General features: G+C 35.1%; 17 protein-coding genes and 1 tRNA gene. 6 read left to right on the forward strand and 12 right to left on the reverse strand.

Annotated elements, in window-relative coordinates; translation table 11 throughout:
* The first annotated feature begins 141 nt into the window (after positions 1-141).
* Both dcm and H6G44_RS16690 read left to right on the forward strand, forming a co-directional pair.
* Positions 142-855, forward strand: a complete 714-nt coding sequence (gene dcm, locus H6G44_RS16685) for a DNA (cytosine-5-)-methyltransferase (RefSeq protein WP_313885312.1) — start codon at positions 142-144, stop codon at positions 853-855.
* A gap of 6 nt (positions 856-861) precedes the next feature.
* Positions 862-999 (forward strand): hypothetical protein, encoded by a 138-nt coding sequence (locus H6G44_RS16690; RefSeq protein WP_190387656.1) that lies wholly within the window; start codon positions 862-864, stop codon positions 997-999.
* On the opposite strand, the gene H6G44_RS16695 is transcribed toward H6G44_RS16690, so the two are convergent.
* Positions 965-1,036, reverse strand: a tRNA-Lys gene (locus tag H6G44_RS16695). The two genes, H6G44_RS16690 and H6G44_RS16695, sit on opposite strands and share 35 nt — an antisense overlap.
* A gap of 418 nt (positions 1,037-1,454) precedes the next feature.
* Between H6G44_RS16695 and lysS the strand changes: the two genes are divergently transcribed.
* Entirely contained in the window at positions 1,455-3,032 is a 1,578-nt protein-coding gene (gene lysS, locus H6G44_RS16700; RefSeq protein WP_190387657.1) for a lysine--tRNA ligase, read from the forward strand.
* Between the two features lie 262 nt (positions 3,033-3,294).
* Here the strand turns inward: lysS and H6G44_RS16705 are convergent, their stop codons facing one another.
* The 9 genes from H6G44_RS16705 to mrdA form a co-directional block, all read right to left on the reverse strand.
* The gene (locus H6G44_RS16705) at positions 3,295-4,062 is read right to left on the reverse strand and encodes an abortive infection family protein (RefSeq protein ID WP_190387658.1); all 768 of its coding nucleotides are present in this window, start codon (positions 4,060-4,062) and stop codon (positions 3,295-3,297) included.
* A 431-nt stretch (positions 4,063-4,493) separates the two neighbouring features.
* Positions 4,494-4,829, reverse strand: coding sequence for a type II toxin-antitoxin system RelE family toxin (locus H6G44_RS16710; protein ID WP_190387659.1), 336 nt, complete (start codon positions 4,827-4,829; stop codon positions 4,494-4,496).
* The gene (locus H6G44_RS16715; protein ID WP_190387660.1) at positions 4,826-5,035 is read right to left on the reverse strand and encodes a hypothetical protein; all 210 of its coding nucleotides are present in this window, start codon (positions 5,033-5,035) and stop codon (positions 4,826-4,828) included. Before H6G44_RS16715 ends, H6G44_RS16710 begins: the two co-directional genes overlap by 4 nt.
* A gap of 321 nt (positions 5,036-5,356) precedes the next feature.
* Positions 5,357-5,788 (reverse strand): hypothetical protein, encoded by a 432-nt coding sequence (locus tag H6G44_RS16720; protein WP_190387661.1) that lies wholly within the window; start codon positions 5,786-5,788, stop codon positions 5,357-5,359.
* Positions 5,789-5,855: 67 nt separating this feature from the next.
* Complete coding sequence (locus H6G44_RS16725) at positions 5,856-6,509, reverse strand: hypothetical protein (protein WP_190387662.1); 654 nt, start codon at positions 6,507-6,509, stop codon at positions 5,856-5,858.
* Positions 6,510-6,527: 18 nt separating this feature from the next.
* Positions 6,528-6,959, reverse strand: a complete 432-nt coding sequence (locus H6G44_RS16730) for a hypothetical protein (protein WP_190387663.1) — start codon at positions 6,957-6,959, stop codon at positions 6,528-6,530.
* A gap of 268 nt (positions 6,960-7,227) precedes the next feature.
* Entirely contained in the window at positions 7,228-7,812 is a 585-nt protein-coding gene (locus H6G44_RS16735) for a Uma2 family endonuclease (protein WP_190387664.1), read from the reverse strand.
* A 106-nt stretch (positions 7,813-7,918) separates the two neighbouring features.
* On the reverse strand, positions 7,919-9,181 hold the full coding sequence (locus H6G44_RS16740) for an FAD-dependent hydroxylase (protein ID WP_190387665.1): 1,263 nt from the start codon (positions 9,179-9,181) through the stop codon (positions 7,919-7,921).
* A gap of 635 nt (positions 9,182-9,816) precedes the next feature.
* Entirely contained in the window at positions 9,817-11,595 is a 1,779-nt protein-coding gene (mrdA, locus tag H6G44_RS16745) for a penicillin-binding protein 2 (RefSeq protein ID WP_190387666.1), read from the reverse strand.
* Between the two features lie 132 nt (positions 11,596-11,727).
* On the opposite strand from mrdA, the gene H6G44_RS16750 reads away from it, so the two are divergent.
* From H6G44_RS16750 to H6G44_RS16760, 3 genes are read left to right on the forward strand one after another with little or no spacing between them, the layout of a single operon-like run.
* The gene (locus H6G44_RS16750) at positions 11,728-12,864 is read left to right on the forward strand and encodes an ABC transporter ATP-binding protein (protein WP_190387667.1); all 1,137 of its coding nucleotides are present in this window, start codon (positions 11,728-11,730) and stop codon (positions 12,862-12,864) included.
* A complete protein-coding gene (locus H6G44_RS16755) occupies positions 12,865-13,947 on the forward strand; it encodes a polyamine ABC transporter substrate-binding protein (protein WP_190387668.1) in 1,083 nt (360 codons plus the stop codon).
* A gap of 58 nt (positions 13,948-14,005) precedes the next feature.
* On the forward strand, positions 14,006-14,869 hold the full coding sequence (locus tag H6G44_RS16760) for an ABC transporter permease (RefSeq protein WP_190387669.1): 864 nt from the start codon (positions 14,006-14,008) through the stop codon (positions 14,867-14,869).
* A gap of 52 nt (positions 14,870-14,921) precedes the next feature.
* On the opposite strand, the gene H6G44_RS16765 is transcribed toward H6G44_RS16760, so the two are convergent.
* On the reverse strand, positions 14,922-15,578 hold the full coding sequence (locus tag H6G44_RS16765; RefSeq protein WP_190387670.1) for a DUF3226 domain-containing protein: 657 nt from the start codon (positions 15,576-15,578) through the stop codon (positions 14,922-14,924).
* Positions 15,579-15,580: 2 nt separating this feature from the next.
* Positions 15,581-16,669 (reverse strand): AAA family ATPase, encoded by a 1,089-nt coding sequence (locus tag H6G44_RS16770; protein ID WP_190387671.1) that lies wholly within the window; start codon positions 16,667-16,669, stop codon positions 15,581-15,583.
* Between the last annotated feature and the right edge of the window lie 36 nt (positions 16,670-16,705).

Genomic DNA, 16,705 nt, shown 5'->3' on the forward strand with positions numbered 1-16,705 from the left:
ATAATCATTTTTGGGTAGTCCTTCCAGGATATTTTTGACAATCTTGGGAAATGAGTTTATGATCATGGTTAATCAAAATATTTTAATCCTTCGCCCAAAATTTAACATATTTTTGGCTATTTTTATCAGGCTTTTCTTAACATTCAACACTTCTGTTGTCAACCCTTTAGTATTTGTGGAGAATTAAAAGGTTTTGAAGATACCAGAGGAACATTATTTTTTGATATTGCCAGAATTATTAAAAATAAACAACCTTCTGCTTTTATATTAGAAAATGTCAAACAATTACAAGGACATCAACAGGGAAAAACATTAAAAGTAATTATTAACACATTAAAAGAATTAGGCTATTATACAGATTATAAAATTCTCAATGCTCTTGATTTTGGTTTACCACAAAAACGCGAAAGAATTTTGATAGTTGGGTTGAAAAATCCAAATCATTATTATAACTTTAATTGGCCATTAATCAAAATATCCATGCAACCCTTATCAGAAATATTAGAAAAATCTGTTTCTGAATTTTATTATGCTTCCGAAAAAATTCGCCAAAATCGGTTACAAAAAGTCAAACCTGAGCAAAAATATGATCAACCAACAATATGGCATGAAAATAAATCTGGTAATATTAGTATACATCCTTATTCCTGTGCATTGAGAGCAGGAGCATCTTATAATTATTTATTGGTCAATGGAGAAAGAAGATTAACTGCAAGAGAAATGTTGAGATTGCAAGGTTTTCCAGAATCTTATAAAATAGTAGGAAGTTATCAAACTATGCGAAAATTAACTGGTAATGCGATCGCTATTCCCTGTGTTTCTACTGTGATTGATTCTGTAATTAATGCAATTTGATACTTGATGACTAGCAATTATCTCTATCTTTATGATTTCGCTACCAGTGCAAATTCAAAAAAAGTCCTGATTTTAGGAGCATTGGGAATTGCGAGGAAATTTTTGTTAATGGGTGAGGAGGGAATCGAACCCGCAACCAATTGATTAAGAGTCAACTGCTCTACCGTTGAGCTACTCACCCGCTGATAAAACTATGATATCAGACTTTTGAGTTTCGCGCTAGTGTTCCAGCTAAAAAACTGAAAACAACGGAAATTGGATGATAAAGCTAAAAATGCTGGTGCATAAGGTAGAGTAAGACCAGAATCTCAGTTTCCAGATCCTAAGTGTACTGTTCCTAATGCTCATGTTGACATTGAAATTCGCGGTATCACTTTTATTCCTACACAATAGTCCCAAATGACAACTAATCTCACTAAATTACAACAATTTTTAGAATCTGGCGATAGCGACACAAGCGACTGCTCAAAATCATCCTTTTCTAGCTAGTGCTTCTGGAAAGACAGCGATTTTTATTAAATATCTAGATCAAAATATAAATGATTTTATTCTCCATGACAGCAGTTAAAATGGAGAAATTGTGAAATAATAAAAGATAAATGTTTTGGGCTGATAAAATTGCTGCTGATGCAGTAGGTGAACAGGTAGTTAATGATTCTAAGACTCCTTCTGGACGAGTACACGTTGGGTCTTTACGTGGTGTAGTTATCCATGACGTTATTTACCGTGCTTTGAAACACGCAGGAAAGCCTGTAAAATTTCTGTATGGTGTGGATGATTATGATGCGCTAGATACTGTTCCTAAATACTTAGATAAAGAAAAATTTCAGCCTTATTTGGGTTTTCCTTTGTGTAATGTTCCTTCTCCTGGTGATAGTGCGGAAGATTATGCTAAGTATTTTATTGGTGAGTTTTTTGAAATTTTTGCATATTTAGGAATTAAACCAGAAACGTATTTTTTACGTGATTTATATCGTTCAGGAAAACTTAATTCCTATATTGATATTTTCCTGAAAAATGCTCATTTGGTGCGGGAAGCTTATAAGGAAGTAAGTAAAGCTGAACGTGCAAATAATTGGTATCCTTTTCAAGTTATTTGTGAAAATTGCGGTAAAATCGCTACTACTGTCACTACAGATTATAACGGTTCAGAAGTATTTTACACCTGTAAACCTGATGGAGTTGATTATGTAAAAGGTTGTGGACATTCTGGTTGGGTTTCTCCTTTTAATGGTCATGGTAAATTACCTTGGAAAGTTGAATGGGTAGCTAAATGGGATATATTGGGTGTAACTATTGAAATGGCCGGGAAGGATCATTCTCAAAAGGGTGGTTCTCGTGATGTTGCTAATGCTATTAGTCGCAAGGTTTTACAAAAACAACCTCCTTTCCATTCTCCCTATGAATTTATTCTTGTGAATGGTACAAAAATGAGTTCTTCTAAGGGTGTAGGTTCGAGTGCTCGGGAAATTGCTGATTTATTACCTTCTGAATTATTGAGATTTTTAATGTTAAGAACTCAACCCAGAACTGTAATTAATTTCGCACCAAATTATGAAACTACCACCCGGTTATTTAGAGATTACGATACTTTAATTAATAAGTATTCTCATGCTCCTGAATTAACGGAGGAATTAATGTCTTTATTTTACGCCCAATTAGGGAATGAAATTAAAACTTTTCAACCTTTTGATTTTAGTACATTAATTTCTTTGTTACAAGTTCCCCGTTTAAATATTCAGGAAGAGGTTGTACAACGCAGTTTACAGCCTTTAAATGAGTATGATCAACAAATTATTGATCAAAGAATTGCTGCGGCTAAAAAGTGGTTACAAGATTATGCTGACGAGGAAGAAAAGTTAGTTCTTTATTTGGAACAAGTTCCCGAAAAAGCTCATGATTTAAATTCGGAACAAGTTGCTTATTTGCAAAAATTGATCGAGAATTTGCAGGATATTGGTAACTGGGAAGCTGAGGAATTACAAACTATAATTTTCTCGACTACGAAGGAGTTAGGGGTTCAACAACCAATGGCTTTTAAGGCTTTGTATCTATCTTTTTTAAATAAAGAAAAGGGTCCAAAAGCTGGTGGTTTGTTGTCTTATTTGGAGAAGTCTTTTGTGATTTCTCGGTTGCAGGACGTGGTTAATTTGAATCAGTCAAAAGCCGAAGTTTAATTACTTAAATACTTATTCCCTGTCAGAGACAGGGAATACAATTAATGAGGCTCTGCCTCATATTAATGTTAGCATAAGGCAGAGCCTTTTGATTGCATTCCCAGGTTCTACCTGGGAACGAGGAAAGATTGCAAGATGTTGTGACTTTGAATGCAGGTAAGGAAAAGACGGAAGTTTCTTAATTGCTTTTTTGATGGTGCGTTACGTTATCGCTAACGCACCATCAAACTGTATTCTCAGTTAGAAAATTGGAACTACGAAACTAGAAGCTAGTCTCTTCCCATGTTTGAATCAGAAAAATAGCCATACTTCCAGCTAAATTAACGGCTAGTTCAGCATGACGAGGAGCAGGTTTAGCATCATTCATACTCCTACCGTGAGCATCACTCAACCTATTTCTGAGTGTTCCTAACCCTTCTACAATTGTCTGACATCCTCCAAAAATTCGCTTTAATGTTTCTTCTGTATGTTGACTTGGAGCAAGAGTAAGTTCATTAGCAGTTAGACGATAGAGACTGGGTAAATCTGCGCCAAACTCGTATGTCACTCCATTCCTATCTAGGATATATTTACAGACGCTTTCTAGCAAAGTTCTTGCCATAGTGATTGCACCATCTATATCTGTTGATTTTCGTTCTAATGCTTTCTGCCATGCTTCTTTAATATGTTCTGAGTCAACCATCGTTAATATTTCTAATATACCGCTATTTGTGGATGCAATTACTTCAGTTTCTAGTAAGGTTAGAAGAGGATTAAATTCTCTCTGAAGATACATTCTTCGTTCTTGATAGGCTCTTGAATAACTTTTACCAAGATTGGAAGCAACAAAATCCCAAAACTCTTTTAAATCTCTACATTTTTTTACGCATTCAGGCATTTGATTATTGATACGTGGAATTTGCAACAAGTTTAACCGTAATTTTTTATATTCCTCATTATCTCCTTCATCAAAATTGCCAGTAGCACGAGATATAAGAATTTGTTTCAATCGTTCGACTTGGTTGAAAAGTTCATTTACCGAGTTAGGCATTGTGGCTCTTTTTTAACTAATGTTTGTAGTAAATAAATAATAGTGTTAAGGTGCGTCAGATATCAAAAATCTATTTAGGGCTGGCTAAGTTATCGAGATTAAACCAGACTTTGATTACCTTCTTCCTTCGCGCCTTCCCTACTTTGCGTCTTTGAGCGAAACAAAAACCTTGGTTCGTTTACCAGCAAAATCGCTGTAATTTCAGGGCGAATATTTGGCTAGAGACAAGTATCCTCATGTAATTTATCATATTTTTGGCATTAATGAAACGGGAGTTAGTGGCAGAATATGATTGAGGGAAGATTTGGAGAAAATGGACAAATTTATTAAGGGAAATATCACAAGTGTTGAATGTTAAGATTTTGAGGATTGTGTCCAAGTTGTGCATTGGTATTGGTGATACCAAATTTGGTCAATTAATGACTCTATTCTCAATAGACAATGGATTTTACCTGGGTAAAACGCAAAGATTGTAAAGTTTTATTGCAGGATTCAACACTTGTGGGGAAATATCTATAAATTTCTTTGCGATGTAAAATTCTTACTAATGTTACTAAATCATTATTGACAGATATCCCAATTCGATAATTACCAACCCGAATGCGATAATGATTATTTGCTGTTTTCATCATTTTTAAGTTATTAATTTCTTGTACAGTAACAGTATTTTCTATTTCTTCTATTACTGATTTAACCCGCTCTAGTAAATTAGGATCTTTGATATTTTTTAAATCTTTTTCAAAACTTTTCCTAAATTCGGTTTTCATTGTTCTTGGTTTAAAATTGCAAAAATTGTTTCTCTATCTGTTAATTCTGTTTTTTCTCCTTCTTCAATAGCTTTTGATAAGGGAATATCTTCAATTATTTCCGTAAATAAAGCTGAAAATTCTTCTTTGTTTTCTGAAAACAGTTCTATGATTAATTCTTTCAGGGTTTGTTTAAGTTGATTGCGTTCTAAGGATAGGTTAGACATAATTATCACCATAACATATATATTATATTATATCTTATTTTAAATGTCAGTCAAGCAAGACTAAATAAAAATGGGTTAAATAAGTCAATGCCTTTGTCAATTTTCCAAATATAGGCCAGAAAACCAATACAATCTTTACTAGATTAATACTTGTTCCCTGTCAGAGACAGGGAATACAGTTAATGAGGCTCTGCCTCATATTAATGTTAGCATAAGGCAGAGCCTTTTGATGGCATTCCCAGGTTCTACCTGGGAACGAGGAAGTATATAATGTAAGACTTTTGGCAGTAGAAAACATACTAAACAATCCAAATTTTCAGATTAAATTATTGGTTTTTTTCGGTAATACCCTTTTACCAATACATTATTTCTCACATGAGGCTTAACATATACATAATTTCTTAGTTGAACAAACTCAGGAAACCGAGTTGCAACTTCAGGATTTCTGTGATCAAATTCTCTAAAGACATCTTGAACTAAATCTAATTCATCAATTGCTTTTTGAAGCTTGTATTTATATTCGGTATAATTTGTTGATCTTTTTAATTGAATATTTAACATTTGTAATTGCTTACATGAAAAATCGTAAAATAGACCAAAACTAGCTGCTAATCCTCCAAAAAATACCATCGCCCAGTATAATTTGGCAAGTTGTCCTAGAGATATATAACCAACCATACACATTATGGCTAGTGTCCAAGTCCAGTCAACTATTTCTTTAATATGCTGAAAATACTGACGCCGGGATGACATTTGAAGATAGTAAATAAAACATTTATCTATATCAGATAAACATATAGTAAGCAATTACAGAGAACAATTATTTTCTCGGTTTTTTCCTGGAATAACCCTTGACCCAACTACCATTTCTCATGTGAGGTTTGACAAATACAGTCTTTCCTGTATTTGTTCTTTTTTGAGGCTTTTGTGACTGTCTCTTTGGTGGTGAAGATGATCTCATCGGTTGTACTGGATTTTGCGACTGATATTGTGTTTCTGTTTTAGGTAATCGATATAATTTAATTGGTTGTATTGGTTTTTGAGACGATGATTGTGATGAGTTTCTGGGAGGTGTTTGTGTTTGTCGATAAACTTGCTGTTTGGATTTATTAGCAGAAGTGGTTCTTATTTGGCTGACTTGATTTTTTATTTGTATAAACTGAGGAAAACGATTTGCAATTTCAGGGTTTCTGTTATGAAATTTCCGAAGTAAATCTTGGGCAATTGCAGCATCAGCAGTTGCTTTTTGAAGCTGGTATGAATCCTCAATATAATTTAGTGCTGCTAATTGCTCACATGAAAAATCGTAAAATAGACCAAAACTAGCTGCTAATCCCCCAAAAAATACCATTGCCCAGTATAATTGGGCAAGTTGTCCTAGAGATATATAACCAACCAGACACATTATGGCTAGTGTCCAAGTCCAGTCAACTATTTCTTTAATATGCTGAAAATGCTGGCGCAGGGATGACATTTGAAGATAGTAAATGATTTAACTGTTAGGGCTTTTCTTTGTAGGACTTGAGCATTTCAATAAAATTGATTTAGGTCTATCAGGGTTACTTTTCAGATTTAAATCTTGCTTATAAGGCTCACATCCTTTTTTATGTATGTGAACTTTAACGTAATCTGTAGCTGGTATTTGAACTCGAAAAGCACCTAAATTGTCAGTTGTATCTGTATCTGATCCACCTTCAGATTCCATTATTATTTTTGCTCCCACTATGGGAACTTGAGTGGCTTCATCAAAGACACTAACTTTTACACTACTAGAATTTGATGTTGTGGAAGCGTTATTTTCAGACTTTTCCTTATCTGAATCATTCAGTCCTGGGACGTGGGTAGCAGCCCCATAGCCTACAGTCAATAAAAGAATTCCTGTAAGGATATACCAAACAGGTTTTGGTAAATTACTCAGATCCATATAATTGCTAGATGTGGTCGTGTCTTGATGAAGAAAGTCATATTCTAGACATACTTATAATACCACATAAGAAAAGTAGTTTCCAGAATTGCCATAAATCAATATCACGTCAGACGCAATAAATGGGTTATTTATTTACTTGTTCCCTGTCTCTGACAGGGAATACGGTTAATGAGGCTCTGCCTCATATTAATGTTAGCATAAGGCAGAGCCTTCTAGATGGCATTCCCAGGTAGAACCTGGGAACGAGAAAAACGAGGAATAACCATTAAATACCTCGACGAAATTCTTTAACTGCTTCTAGGGGAGAAGATAACAAAAGACAACGATTTAATAGGGATAAATCTAATTTTGGTAACAATTCACTATTATTAACTTTCTCATATTCTTGTTCTCGTAAACAGTAAATTTCTAAAGTTCCATCTTCCCAAAACCAAACTTCGGGAACTTGCATTAATTTATATTTCTTTAATTTAATAGGACTACGACTAGTAATCACAATTTCAATACATAAATCTGGTCTAGATTTATCAATTTGAAAACAATAGGATAAATCAGCTTGATACTCAACTATACCAGGAATAATTTGCGAATAGCTACCACTGGGAAAAAATTCAATCTCTTCTATTTCAAAGTGTTTGGTTAGTAATACAGCCATTAAACTACTAATTGCTTCATGTGGTTTACTGATAGTCACGATTTCTAAAACTCCCTCACAATAAAATAAACGCACTCCTGGTACATTTTCAAATGCTTTTTGAATTGCTTGGAACTTTTCCCAAGTTATTCCAGGACGGTAGAAATGTTGTTCTTTTTCTACTAAATTCAGAGAATTTTCTAAAGTTTGAGTCATGATATCTCTCACTTTTACTATTGATAAGGTTGATGTTATTTTTAGCAATCAGCTATCAAAAAAAGACGAAAATATCAATCTATGATAGCCGAATGTTTTGATGATTTCACCGTTTGGCTAATTCTGGTGTTTTTCCTTTTAATCCTATCATTAATTTCAGAGCAAATATTCTGATCATCGGGACTTTTTGCATCATCCATAAACCGAGACGACGAACTATTACCACTGGTAAAAAGTTATTAGAAAAAACTCGATCTAATAAATCAGTGAAACCTAAAATTGCGAGGTTTTCTTTTTTTCTCCAGCGTTCATATTTTTTGAGAATGGAAATATTACCAATATCTTGACGATTTTGCCGCGCTGTTTGGATGATTTCAGCTAATGCTGCTGCGTCACGAATACCTAAATTTAAACCTTGTCCTCCCACAGGATGACAATTATGGGCAGCATCGCCAATTAATGCTAATCTAGGGAGAACATAGCAATCGCTCTGCATTAATTGTACTTGAAAAATAAACCTCTCCCCTAATAATTCTAATTTACCCATTTGCTCACCATAGCGTTTAGTTAATTCCGCTAAAAATTCCTGATCATTTAAAGCGCATAAAGCTTTTGCTTCCTCACAGGGTGCTGTCCAAACAATGCGACAACGGTTTCCCGGTAAAGGTAAAATTGCAAAGGGACCACTTGACCAAAATTTTTCGTAAGCGGTGTTATTGTGAGATTTTTCGGGCTTGACAAAAGCTACAATACATGATTGCCAATATTTCCAGCCTTTAGTTTTAATTCCCGCAGCTTGACGAATTGGCGATTTAGAACCATCAGCAGCTACTAATAATTTACTGCGAATTATTCGACTCTCCTCGGCCATTTTAATATTAATAATTACTAGATCTCTCTGATTTTGTGTACTTACCACTTCTGCTGGGCACAACATAGTTATATTTGCACAATTGCGAACAAATTCCTGCAAAGGCTCTAATAGTGCGTAATGTTCTGCTACATAGCCTAATTCCGGTGTACCTAAATCATCAGTTTGAAATTTAACTACATCAGGATAATCAGCGTCAGAGAGATGAACTTGATTATATTTAGCGACATTGGGGAGAATTTTATCCCATACACCAATTCCTTGGAAAATTTGGGCTGATAACATATGTACAGCATAGGCCTGTCCTTTAGCCACTGCGGCTGATGCAACTCTAGCTTCAATCAGGAGAATATTTAAACCAGAATCTTTTAAAGCTGCGGCCAGGGTTAAACCGACAATTCCACCACCGACTATGACTAAATCATAATCATATCCCCAGTAGGTTTCTGTGGGGGTGTGGGGAGAAGAAAGGGTAGGAGTAAGTTGGGAGAGGGACATTGTGAAGATAAATTACATAGTTTTAATTATTATTGTGACGCGATCGCAACTGATGATCAAGATAAATATAAGAAACGATCATAGATTGTACGGATTGAGTGATTATGTAATCCTTTAATCTATAATCGTTGTTTTGTAGCTTACATTGTCCCCGTTAAAATTACGGGGTATTGCTATAAATTATTTCTAGAGTTTGACATACTCACCGACCTGAAGGTGCGGTGATTCTTGACACTTCAATGAAACACGCCACAAGTGGTCTTATCGTCCCTCCATGTCCGTTTAAAGTCTCCCAATGCCATAAGGCGACTATGACCAAATTTTAACATAAAGCCTTCCTAGAAGGACGGGGCTTGTGTCCCGTCTTTTCGGTCAATTTTGCTGATCTTAAGTCTTTATTTATAAATCACCTGTGGGGAATGTGGATTAAATGTAAGTTCTTATTCACCAAAAGCAAAAATATGTCTATTAACTCTACTTTAGGTAGTAGCAGTATCTCTTGAGGTTGAGTAGTATTGAGTTTATTAATGCCTGAAAAACGTGTATGTACCCTGAAATTATCTTCAGGGTCTTTTTTTTAGCTTGACTAGACTAGGAAAATTTATTTTGGGCGACTACTTAGCAATCACAATGACCTATTTTCGAGCAAAATGTTTTTCCATTATTTCTAAAATCATGGGTGCTGCAACACTACCACCACCACCACCAGAATGTTCAGCAAAGGCCACCACTAAAATTTCTGGCTTATCCGCAGGTGCATAAGCCCCAAACCAAGCATGATTTTCTTTAACTCCTTTCTTCCACGCTTCCGCTGTACCACTTTTACCAGCTACTGGGGGAAGATTTGGAACATTTAATACTTTACCTGTACCTTCATGAACTACCTTCCGCAATCCTTGACGCAGAACTTTGATGGTGCTGGGTTTGAGATATAATGATTCTCTCCAGCTTTTAGATTCTTCATTATCCTTTAATAAATGGGGTTGCACTCGATAACCACCATTAGCAGGAACAGCAAACATCACAGCTACTTGTAAAGGAGTAGCTTGTAAAGCCCCTTGGCCAATGGACATATTTATAGTGTCACCGATACTCCAAGCTCTCTTCCATGTTTTCTGTTTCCAATTTTCATCAGGAACTAAACCCTTGGACTCTTCTGTAGTAAATTCAAAGCCGGTGTTTTGACCAAATCCATATTTACGAGTCCATTCAATCAATGTTGGTCCACCAACTCGTTTAGCAACTTGATAAAAGAAAGTATCGCTACTCCACTGTAGTGCGCCCACAAAACCCAATGGTCCAAAACCAGCATGATTCCATTCACCAAACCTAGTCCCACCAATAGTTAAAGAACCGTAGGTTTGCAATACTGTATCAGGAGAAAATTTACCTGATTCTAGTGCAGCCGTTGTCGTGACGATTTTAAAGGTACTCGCTGGAGGAAAGACACTAATAGCCCGATTGACTAAAGGATGTTCAGAACCTTGCAGAGTTTCCCAATCTTTTTGAGAAAGTTTTTGTTTAGAAAAGATATTCGGGTCGAAAGTGGGATGAGACACCATTGCTAAGATAGCCCCATTTTTAGGGTTAATGGCAACTATCGCGCCATTACGTTTACCTAAAGCTTTTTCTGCGGCTATTTGTATATCTAAATCTATTGTCAAGTGCAGATCATTACCTGCTTTTGCTTGTTTGCTTCCCAACACTCTTAGAGGTCTACCGCGGCCATCTACTTCTACTTGCTGACCGCCCCATTCACCTCTTAACAATTTTTCATAGGCTTTTTCTACCCCCATTTGACCCATCACATCTCCTAATCGGTAGCCTTCTGTTTTCTTTTTTTCTAACTGTTTAGCCGTGATTTCCCGGGTATATCCAAGTATGTGAGCTAATTCTCGACCATGAGGATAATAACGAACAGCTTCCGTATTTATTTCTACTCCTGGTAGTTCGTTTTCATATTCTTTTAGTCCTGTTACCTGTGCTTCGTTTAAATTCCGAACAATCCGAATGAGTGAGGAAGGATTGACAGCAGATTGTTTCAGTATTGTTTCAATATCTTCTTGGGGGATGTCGAGAATTTCTGCTAAACGTGGGCCAACTACTGACCAAGAGGGTTTGGTATGTGCCATTGGCCATAAGTACACAGACCGAGGATAACGAGTGCTGGCTAATAATTTACCTTTTCTGTCAAAAATGTTACCTCTTTCCGGTTGTTTGGGAATAACCCGAATCCGGTTGGATTCTGCTCGTAGTCTGTGGTTTTTTCCTTCCACAATTTGCAAATAAATTAATCTAGCACCGATTCCAGATAACATTAATAATGTGAATAAAATTATAAATGTAGATTGGACACCACGGCCAACTGTGCGTGTATTTTTTGTTATACTAAGTAATGATGGTAAAATAGCCATAAGACCAAAAAAACTTTCGGGGTAAATAGGTAATAGGTAACAAATGAAAAACTTACAAGTGACAATTGACAATTAACCACCAACTACATTAAGTTGATTTTATTCATACCACAGGGTATTCTACTGAAAATTATGGCTCAAACTGCGATGCAGAATCAAAGAGGTTTAAAACCATTACAACCATTTGATATTGAATTGCGTAACGTATTCAAGTTTTTTAACCAAGAACCCGCAGTCCACGGAGTAGATTTGAATGTTAGACAGGGGGAGTTCTTTAGTATTTTAGGTCCTTCTGGTTGTGGAAAAACAACTACACTCCGCTTGATTGCTGGATTTGAAAGGGTGGATGCTGGTAAGTTACTCATTCAAGGTCAGTTAATGACTGATGTTCCTCCTTATCGACGACCTGTAAATACTGTATTTCAAAGTTATGCTTTATTTAATCATTTGAATGTCTGGGAAAACATTGCTTTTGGACTGCGATTTCAAAAAATATCTAAATCAGAAGTTGCTAGTCGTGTTACTGAAGCTTTGAAACTGGTCAAAATGGAAAGTTTGGGATTCCGTGTTCCTAATCAACTCTCCGGTGGTCAACAACAACGGGTAGCTTTAGCTAGAGCGTTGGTCAATCGTCCCGCAGTTATCCTCTTAGATGAACCCTTGGGAGCATTGGACTTGAAACTTCGTAAGGAGATGCAAGTTGAGTTATCCAATCTTCACAAGAATTTAGGGTTAACTTTTGTAATGGTGACACATGATCAGGAAGAAGCGCTATCTTTATCTGACCGTATTGCTGTAATGAACCAAGGGAAAATAGAACAAATTGGTACTCCCAGTCAAATTTACGAATGTCCTCAAACTCCTTTTGTGGCTAGTTTTATTGGTGATACTAATCTATTTAGTGGTGAAATTGTAGATGTAGATGCAGAATCTGTAAAAATTTCTACTAAAACAGGTTTAACCATTATCGTTGGTCGCTGTGAACAAACTCCTCTGGGAATATCCCAAAGTGTTGTTGTTAGTGTCCGTCCTCAAAAGGTTCAACTTTCTCTATATCCACTTAATATACCCACAAATTGTTTTGAAGGACGACTAATTAATGTCATGTATTTAGGAACTCATGTTAATTATGTTGTGGAATTAATCAATGGTATTAATCTCAATGTTTTACAACCTAATACTTATGGTAGTTTACCAGATAGAAATACACCTATTTATGTTTGGTGGGAAAAAGCGGATTGTTTAGCTATTAGTCAAGACGCAAATTAGATGACTAACAGACGTAATTTTCTCAAAAAAATGGCGGCCTTTTCTACCTTATCTTTAGGTGGTTGTGGTTGGCAACTCGCTAAGGTAGGGTCAAACTATATTAGCTCTAATCAAAGTGATAAACTATATATTTATACATGGACACAATATACAGATCAAGAATTGTTAACCCTCTTTACGACCCAAACGGGGATAAAGGTAATAGCAGATGTATATGAATCCAATGATGTGATGTTGGCTAAGTTACAAGCCGGAGGAGGTGGTACTTATAGCATCATCTACCCATCTGATTATATGGTACAGAAGATGGCGGAAAAAGGGTTATTAATGGAAATAGATCATAGTCGTTTAATTGGCTTAGATAATTTATTTTCACAATTTCATAATCCTACTTATGACCCTAATAACCGTTACAGTATTCCTTTTAATTGGGGAACAACTGGTTTATTATATAATTCAGAACAACTCACAAATTCCCCTGAAGATTGGGAATATCTTTGGCAAAATCAAGCTAAACTAAATAAACGGTTTACCTTACTCAATGATGTGCGGGAGGTAATGGGTGCAACTTTACGAATGTTAGGTTATTCCTATAATTCACAAAATGAAAATGAGGTGAAACAAGCATATCAGAAATTACAGATATTAAAACCGGCTCTTGCGGCTTTTGATACTGATGCTTGGCAAAATAAAATTCTGGCGGGAGATTTAGCGATCGCTATGTGTTATTCTGCTGATGCTGTGAAAATTTGTCAGGAAAATCCCCACCTCAAATTTGTCATTCCCCGTAGTGGTTCTTCAATATGGACTGATACTATTGTCATTCCCAAATCTAATCCTAATGTTGCTGGTGCTTATGCTTGGATTAATTTGATTTTGCAACCAGAAGTAGCAGCAAGAATTTCGGAAAGATTATATATTTCTACTCCTAATCGTGCAGGATTTGAACTGTTACCAAAAGCAATTCAAGAAAATACTAACTTATTTCCACCTGCATCACTTTTAGTAAAGTGTGAACGTGTAGCTCCTTTGGGAAAATTTGCAGAAATTTATGAGCGCTATTGGACTCAATTACTAACTTAAAAAAAGGGTAATTGATCATAGGTAAAAAGATAAATAATAGATAATTAATAATTTGCAAATGGCATCTTTTAACAATCTCAATAAAACAGAGAAATTAAAACCTAGTTGGAGAAATTGGCTATCTCCCTTAGCATTACTAGCACCATCTGGTATTTGGCTATTAATGTTATTAATTTTGCCAACATTCATAATTTTTGAGTTAAGTTTAGTACCGGATATTCGACCAGGTGATTTAGTAAATCCCAGTGGTTTGGGTAACTATATTCGCATTTTTGAACCGATTTATTTAAAAGTGATATTCAACTCACTTTTGTTGGCATTTGGGACTACGATTATTACGTTAATTTTAGGTTTTCCAGTTGCTTATTGGATTGCTTTAATAGTACCAAAACGTTGGCAAAATTTATTAGTATTGGGTTTTGTTTTGCCTTTGTGGACTTCTTCTTTATTGCGTTCTTACGCATGGATTACAATTTTACGTCCGACAGGATTATTAAATAGTATATTAACTAGTTTTAGCTTACCTACTTTGAATATTCTTAATAGTAACTCAGCGGTATTAATTGGTATGAGTTACAGTTTGCTACCTTATATGGTATTAATTTTATATGCTTCTTTGGAAAAGTTAGATAAAAAGTTGTTAGAAGCTGCTGCTGATTTGGGTGCAAATCCAATACAAACATTTTGGCAAGTAACTGTACCTCAAGTTTTACCAGGAATTATTGCTGGTTCGCTGCTAGTTTTTGTGACGGGGTTGGGGGATTTTATAGACCCAGAATTACTTGGTGGTGCTTCGAGTATGACTGCTGCGCGGTTAGTGTATAATCAGTTTCTTGGTGCTAGTCAAAATTGGGGTTTTGGTTCTGCATTGAGTATGGTATTGATTTTCATAGTGAGTATAATGAGGGCAAGATCATTATAATACTCAGATCCCCGATTGCTGATATTGTTGTTGTTATCTTTAAATTTTGAGATTACAAATCATACAAATCTTTAAACCAATTGATAAAACCTTGAACCTTGGGAGTTTGCGGATTTAAAATATTATACTTGATAGCTTGATGTATTTGTCTCCCTGGTTCATCTTGCCATGCTAACCAGGTATAAATTTCGGCTTTATCAATATAAGATTCTTTAAATTCTGCACCTTTATTTTTTGCTTCTCTTGCTACTTCCTGAGCATATTGCCAAAGATGTTCTCCCTGTTCTGGAATCATATAACCTAAAAAGGTTTCTAACATCCCTTCGATGATATTATCTGGCATAATCCAAACACCAATTTTTTTACCATCTTGTGTATTAATAATTAATCCTGTTTCTGGTATTTGTTCAGGAAGATGAGAAATACTTTCTATTTGCAAACAAGCATTTCTGATACTTTGCCAACGTAAAGAAGCATTATCATCTGCATCTACCATTAAACCTAAATGTGTACATCTTCCAGTTTGTAATTCTGTATATATCAGGTCATAAGTAATATTTTCATAACCTCCACATTCTTGAATTGATATAATTGCTTCCTCTTTTTTTGCTCCCCAATTAATTCCATTTTTTTCAATTAATTCTGGTATGACTCGTAAATCATCTTGACCTTCAACTAATAGCCTTTTGGGGTGATAATGTTTTGCCATTGCTAACGTACCTCTAATTCTCTTTCAGCAGCAATAACAATTTGTGCTTCATTAAAGACTATACTTTTTTCTTTACCTTTTTCAATTCTATGAATCCTAATTCCATCATCAGTTACATTTTCTTGTTCTGCAATATCAGCTAAACTTTGCCAACAATCACTATTATGTGTAGTTGCAAAAACTTGGACATTTAATTTTTTGGCTGTATCCCAAATCATTTTCCACATATCAGACATTGCAGTAAAATGAAGTCCGGTGTCAATTTCATCTACAAATAAATAACCATCTTTAGCTGATACTATAGCTAGTGCAAGTCCTAAAATTCGCCAAATTCCATCTCCCATACTGCCAATTGGTACACGCTGTTTTTTATCACTAATAAGTAGAACAAAACCATTGCGTGAATATGGAGAATATCTTAATCTTTGAGGATTAACCGCAGCAATACGTTGAATTTTTGAATCTATTTTATTCAGTGCTTGTTCAATAATTTTTTCATCAGGTGTTAGTACCACTTGATTAAATAACTCTATCATTTGATCTGTTTTTAAAGATGATGATGTAATAAATAGTGTTTTTGGTCGTGGGTTTTTAGAATTTGTACGAAATTTACGTATATGAAATACAGGAAGTCCACCATTTGATGATAAAGGTAATATGAAAGTTTCATCTGCTAATTCAGGAGTCCAAGAAACTCTAAATTGAAGTTCTTGTAGTTCATCTGGTATTTTTTCATCACTAGGAGATAATTCTATGAATAAACTCAGTTTATTTTGGTTATTATCTATGATAGATAATTGACTTCCTGCTTCAATTTCGTGACCATAAAACAAGTGACGAATATCAAGTTCTCCATCTCTTCCAATTTCACCTTCTCTCCTCAGTTCATCATCATAAAAATATTCACTGCGGTTATTCATTCTTTCACGCAGTATTTCTAAATTACAACGTGAACATAAAAGCTGAATAGCTTCGAGTATTGATGTTTTACCGCTATTATTTTCACCAACCAGTAAGTTAATTCTACCTAATTGCTGAAGTTCAAAAGATTTGAAACCTCGAAAATTCTCTATTTTTACACTTTTTAGCATGGTTTGTTAAATGAAGATAACAGAGAAATAATAACT

Origin of the sequence: Aphanizomenon flos-aquae FACHB-1287, from assembly GCF_014698755.1 — a bacterium.
GTDB classification, from domain to species: Bacteria; Cyanobacteriota; Cyanobacteriia; order Cyanobacteriales; family Nostocaceae; genus Dolichospermum; species Dolichospermum flosaquae.